The following is a 5,918-nucleotide window of genomic DNA, read 5'->3' as shown; positions in this document are numbered from 1 at the left end:
GTACTCTAGGCAGGCCGTGTTTCCCGCCAATGTCGCAAGCCCGGGCAGTTGGTTTCATTTGTATCGCAACGATCGGGCTGACAGAAACATTGGCGGCTTTCGAGAGGGTCTTCGTTCCGCCTGGCTCAGAGGAGAAGATGGTCTTGGGAGCCCGGAAAGAACTCCCAAGACCAGGATGGATCAGCGATCAGGCGGCGACCGCCAGTTCGTGCTTGGTGTCGAAGATCTCCGTCACGTCGCAGACCGTGGCGACGAGGGAGGCGGCGACCACGTAAGGGTCCGCGTTGGCACCCGGCCGGCGGTCCTCCAGGTAGCCGTGGCCCTTGATGGCCACCGGCTGGGGAATCCGGATCGAGGCACCGCGGTGCGCCACCCCCCAGCGGAAGGTGTTGATGTCGCAGGTCTCGTGCAGGCCGGTGAGGCGCTCATCCAGCTTGTCGCCGTAGTGGCGGATATGCTCGTGATGGCGCAGCGCCAGACGCTCAATGGCCGCCTCGATACTGGAACGGCCGCCGTTCGGGTCGCGCGTGTTCGCGGTCGAGAAGTTGGTGTGCATCCCGGCACCGTTCCAATCGCCCTTCACCGGCTTGTTGTCGAAAGACACTTCGACGCCGTGCCGCTCGCCGATGCGGTGCAGCAGCCAGCGGGCGATCCAGACATGGTCGCTGATCACCAGCGCGCTGCCGGTCTCGTCGTCGAGGCCGCGGTAGCCGACCTGGAACTCCCACTGGCCGGGCATCACTTCGGCGTTGAGGCCGTAGATCCGCAAGCCGGCCTCCAGGCAGGCGCGGGCATGGGCCTCCACGATCTCGCGGCCGAAGGCGCGGTCCACACCGGCCCCGCAATAGTACGGGCCCTGCGGTCCGGGAAAGCCGTTGGCCGGAAAGCCCAGGGGCCGACCCTCGCGGTAGAGCGTGTACTCCTGTTCGAAGCCGACCCAGGGATCGGTCTCGGCCGCGATGGCCGAGAGCACGGCGCGCAGGGTGGCGCGGCGGTTGCTGATGTGGGCGCTGCCGTCAGCGTTCTGCACCTCGCAGAGCACCAGATAGCTGCCCGTACCGCGCAGCGGGTCGTTCACCACGCAGACCGGCTCCAGCAGGCAGTCGGAATCCTCGCCGGCCGCCTGTTCGGTGGATGAACCGTCGAAGCTCCAGGCCGGGAAGTCGTTGAGATCGGGGCTCTCCGGAACCCGCACCACGCGGGTCTTGGAGCGGATCCCCTGAACGGGCTGGCCGCCGTCGAGCCAGATGTATTCGGCAAAGCTCAAGCTGCTCATTGCAAGTCTCCTATTCGATCATGAACGCGCTTGAAGGGATGCGGCGTCGTAAGCGTCTTGAGCTCGGCTACGAAATCATGCCGCGCTGGTGCCCTCAGCGCTGAGCCCATGAGCTAAGCTTCGGATATGTCCAGTTGGTGTCCCGGCCGCTGAAATTTGTTTCAGTTGTGCCGGCGTGACCCAACAGACGGCCGGAGGGGCGGTCAACGATATGCGAAACGGGCGGCGGGGTGTGCTCCCCGCCGCCCGATTGCGAGCTGCCAGTGATGCGTTGTTTCAGACCACGTGGCCGCAGAGCGATGCCTGGGTGCGGGTGTCCATGTTGCGCCCGCGGTTGAGGTGGTCGTCGATCTCGGCGGCGGCGCCGATCATCCGTCCGTAGAGGAAGACGGTGAAGGCGGCCGTCTCCAGATCGCGCTCGGTCAGGGCGCCGGCCTTGTAGTCCTTCCACAGAAGGGTCAGCAGCAGCGCGGCGATGATGGCGTCGACGTTGACGCAGAACACATAGCGCGTGGCGCCGACGTCATAGAGCGCCTGCACCAGTTCGCGGTAGTAGGCGTGGAAGACATTGTAGTCGCCACGCTGCTCCAGCACCTCGGCGATGAAGCGCTCGCGCGGGTCGTAGTTCACCGGCTTGCCCTTGAAGACCGGGTGGTGGACGCCGGGCAGGGCGCGCGGCGCGGTGATCCCCAGTTCCTTGGCCTCGGCCTTCTCCGCCTTGTACTGCTCGGCGAAGCGCGTCGCCATGGCCTTGAGGTCGAGACCGTGGTTGGCATCGCTGGGGTCCGTCAGGCCGCTCTCCCGGAAGACCTCCAGCAGGAAGGCCATGCCCTCGAAGCCGTTGCCGCCGTGGGAATAGCCGGTGTGGGTGAGGAAGCCGGCCATGGCCTTGTTGATCTGCACCCGCTCCGGCGTCTGCGGGCCGTCGGCGGAGACCGCGCCCTTGGCGCCCTGGGCCGAGATCGCGCCGGGACCGTTGGAGATCAGGAGGCCGATCAGCATCTGTAGCGGCCGGGCCTCGGCCTCGCTGGGCTTCTTGCCGGTCATGGCGAGGAAGGCCAGGTCGGCCATGGTCCACTGTCCGAAGCGCTCGTCGCGCGGGATACCCCAGAGCGAGCCATGCTGATGGCGCTCGCCGGGAATCGAGGCGCCGAACATGACGCCGTAGAGGCGCAGGTACCAGGGCAGGGTCTCGGCGGTGAGGCGGGAGATGCGTTTGCGCATCAGCGGTCCCCAGGCGATGGTCGTGCTGATGGCCGCGAGGATGGCGTCGCGCGACAAGCGGCCGCCGAATGACTCCAGATACTTGAGGAACAGCGACCGCCCGCCCCGGGCGCGCACCGCAGCCAGCATGGCCTCCGGGCGCGGATCGTCGGCCTCTTCCGGGGTTGCCAGGAAGAGCGCGCGGTCGGCCTCGCTCAAGGTGATACCGCTGCAGTCGAAGGTTTCGTCCGCGGCGTCGGTGAGGCCCGACTGGGCGAAGAGATCGATCAGCTTCTTGGCCGCCTGGAGCGCACGTTCGACCCGCTTGGGCCCGACGATGCTGGCGGCGGTGGCCATCACGCTGTTGGGCGAGTTGCCGGCGGCGCGCGCCGCATCGGCGGCGGCGAGCACTGCATCGCCCACCAGGTTCACCTCCGCGGCAACGGCGATGTCCAGCATGGCGCGCTGGTTGGCATCGGCGATCTCGTGCACCAGGGGCAGGGCGAAGCTGGCCTCCAGTGGTTCCTTGGCCAGGTCCAGCACCGAATGGCCGTGGACGCTGGTGACCTGGGTCTTGGGGTCCATGACCGAGGCGCCGGAGACGTCCTTCATGGTCTGGCGCGGGATCACGGCGCCGACCTGCTGGCCGAGGGACTCGATCTGCCGGTCGTAGGGTTCCAGCGCCTTGACCACCGGCAGGGCCAGTTGCGGCGGCAGCGACAGGCCCTGGTCGTTGGCGACCCAGGGCTTGAGGGAGAGGGAGCCGCGCGGCTCGAAGTCCGGCTGCAGCCCGTTGAGCTCCATCACCGCCGTCAGCGCCGCGGGAATGTGGGAGATGTTGACCACCACGGCACCCTTGGCCGAGCAGACCGGGTTGTCCGGCGTGAAGATCCCCTTCACGCCGAAGTTCTCCATGAACCAGTCTTCCTTGTCCTCGGCCTTGTCGCCGGAGCCGGCCATGGCCCCGGCATGACCCACCGCGCGGGTCAGCTTGGATTTCCAGCGCCCGACCACACAGGCGACCGTCGGCTTACCGAAGTCGACGCCGTGTTCGTAGTAGCCGCCGGGCTCGGCATAGAGCACCGCCGCCTTGGAGCGTTCGTCGTTCCTCAGCGCATGGGCGAAGTCGCGGGCCGCGTAGTGGATGTAGACATCCTTGCCGGAGGAAACCAGGGTCGTTGTGCCCCAGCCGGCGGTCGCCAGGTATTGGGCGATGGTGGTCGTGAAGCCGCCGGAGTTGGAGAAGATGGCCACCGATCCCTTATGCAGGGACTCCTCCGGATGGTCGCCGCCCAAGGCGCCGCCGATGCGCACCCGGTTCCAGGAATCGGCGACGCCGAGGCAGTTGGCGCCGAAGATGTCGATGCCGTTGGCCTGGCCGAGGGCGCGGATCTCGCGGGCGTCGTGCACGGCGATTTTTTCTGTGATGATGACGATCTTCTTGAGGTCGGGGTTCACCCGGACCAGTTCGGCGACCCCGTCGCGCACCCCCGAAGGCGGCAGATAGACCACCCCGGTGGTGAAGTGGTGGCCGTCGTTCAGGCCCTCGCGAACGTTGTTGTAGACCGGGATGTCGCCCACCGCCGTGGGCAGCACCTGGCCGCGCCGCCCGGGGGAGGTGCCGAAGACCACGTTGCCGCCGGAGAAGGCATGACTGGTCGGCGTCACCTGGCGGGATTCGCCGCCGAGGATGTTGAGCACGACGACCCGGTCGTCGCGCGTTGCCACCTCGGCCAGCGAGCCGACGCCGAGATAGTAGGGAAACCCCTCGATACCCTTCTGATGCATGACCCTCTCCTTCGGCCCTAGGCTGCCGGCTTGATGCCGAGGTGCCGGGCGATTTCGCCGCGGCCGCCTGTTTTCATCCATTCGTCGACGGTCTTTGCGTAGTTGACCACTTCGGAGATCGCCGAATCGAAACCGAACATGCGGTAGGGCAGGCCGAGGGAGTCGCAGGTCTCCGCCAGCACCCCCATGCCGCGCACCAGGTTCGGTCCGCCGCGCCCGACCACCACATAGAGCGGCGTGGGGCCGTGGCTGCCGAAGTGTTCGCGCAGCGCATCGCCCATGGCGCGGAAGGTTTCGTGGATGTCGGTGTTGTTGGACTTGCCGCCGATGATGAACAGCACGTTGGACTGCGCCAGCCAGTGCTTGTAGCAGATACGCGCGACCTGCTTCATTTTCTCGTAGGGCGGATTGCCGCCGAAGTCGGAGGAGATGATCGCCGCCTCCCCCAGGACCTGGGTCACCAGGGAGTTGGCGCCGCCGCCGAAGGTGGGCGCGAGGATCGAGCCCTGGTCGTTGATGACGAAAACGTCCGACTGGCCCTGATGGGTGCGCAGCTCGTTCACTTCCTGCTCGAAGGCCGAGGTGTCAGCAGTGAAGAGGTGGTCGGGCAGGTTGAGGCGGTGCCAGCGCGGATCGTCGCGGTCGAAGCCGCACTTGAAGTCGCAGGCCACCGGCGTCAGGCGCCCGCCGCGGCCCGGGCGCATGCGGATCGGGTTCAGCTCCAGGGTGGTCATGCCGTAGTGGTGCATCAGCTCCCAGAGTTTCGGCAGTTGCTGCACCAGCGGCGAAATCACCTCTTTCGGCGCACCGATGTCGCTGAGCGCATTGGCGACGACGAAGGCCTTGAGGCCGGTCAGGGCGTCGAAGGGCACATTGGCGATCTCGTCCTTGTCGAGCTCTTCGATGTCCACGCCGCCGCGGTGGGTCAGGGTCATAGTGGGCGCGCGGTAGGCCGTGGAATCGGTGATCGAGAAGTAGACCTCGTGCTGCGCCGGCACCCCGCTTTCGAAGGTTACGCCGTTGGCCTTGGCGGTCACGTTGCCGTGGCGGTGCTCGGCGAAATAGAGCCGCTCCTTCTCGGCAAGCGCGGTGCGCAGGTCGCGCGCCTGGCCGATCAGGCCCGACTTGCCCTTCTTGCCGATGCCGCCCTTGAACAGCGGTTTGATGAAGATCAGGCCGTGGCGCCGGATGAGATCCTGGATCTCGTCCTCCATGGCGCCGGGGCCGAGGACTTCCGAGGTTGGAAAGTCCACATGCCGCAGCAAGGGTGCCCCGTGGAGCATTCCGGTGATCTGCATTGTCGCTCCCCTTTTGTCGCGCCGGGCCAGTTTTTCTGCCGACGTTCCGGCCGTAGGGGACCGTCAGAGGTGCCGTCCCCAGCGGCATCGCGGTACAAACGTTAGACCACCAACCTTTCGCCTCGCTTTCATTGCGCCACGCCGCGGGCAACCCTGTGTTGCTCGGCGTTTTTCCCGCTCGTCCCCTCCCGGGGGCCGCGCCGCGGGAATTGCCAAGACGTTCACCGGGTATCAACCCGCATTTCTCACCATGTCCATGGTCTGCGCGGCGCCGTACTGTCGACAGGGCAGGAAAGCCGCGCGGCGCGATGTGGGGCATCGGGCAAGCGGCTTGACGCAGCCTGTCGACAGTA

General features: G+C 66.7%; 3 protein-coding genes. All 3 read right to left on the bottom strand.

From position 1 onward, the window contains the following. Positions 1 to 187 precede the first annotated feature (187 nt). The 3 genes from Q0996_RS13215 to Q0996_RS13205 all read right to left on the bottom strand — a co-directional run bounded on the left by Q0996_RS13215 (position 188) and on the right by Q0996_RS13205 (position 5,565). Positions 188 to 1,276, bottom strand: coding sequence for a glutamine synthetase beta-grasp domain-containing protein (locus Q0996_RS13215; RefSeq protein WP_299620277.1), 1,089 nt, complete (start codon positions 1,274 to 1,276; stop codon positions 188 to 190). Positions 1,277 to 1,552: 276 nt separating this feature from the next. Further along, complete coding sequence (locus tag Q0996_RS13210; protein WP_299620275.1) at positions 1,553 to 4,267, bottom strand: citrate/2-methylcitrate synthase; 2,715 nt, start codon at positions 4,265 to 4,267, stop codon at positions 1,553 to 1,555. A gap of 17 nt (positions 4,268 to 4,284) precedes the next feature. Further along, positions 4,285 to 5,565, bottom strand: a complete 1,281-nt coding sequence (locus Q0996_RS13205; RefSeq protein ID WP_299620272.1) for an ATP citrate lyase citrate-binding domain-containing protein — start codon at positions 5,563 to 5,565, stop codon at positions 4,285 to 4,287. Between the last annotated feature and the right edge of the window lie 353 nt (positions 5,566 to 5,918).

The sequence above is a fragment of the Pelagibius sp. genome (assembly GCF_028289705.1).
Lineage (GTDB): Bacteria > Pseudomonadota > Alphaproteobacteria > Kiloniellales > Kiloniellaceae > Pelagibius.
Note: the sequence above shows the minus strand (reverse complement) of the source record. Positions and strands in the feature narration are given on the sequence as shown.

What these genes read in the sequence shown, in the direction of transcription:
- Q0996_RS13215 (WP_299620277.1), bottom strand. Translation starts at nt 1,276, where the DNA reads ATGAGCAGCTTGAGCTTTGCCGAATACATCTGGCTCGACGGCGGCCAG.
- Q0996_RS13210 (WP_299620275.1), bottom strand. Translation starts at nt 4,267, where the DNA reads ATGCATCAGAAGGGTATCGAGGGGTTTCCCTACTATCTCGGCGTCGGC.
- Q0996_RS13205 (WP_299620272.1), bottom strand. Translation starts at nt 5,565, where the DNA reads ATGCAGATCACCGGAATGCTCCACGGGGCACCCTTGCTGCGGCATGTG.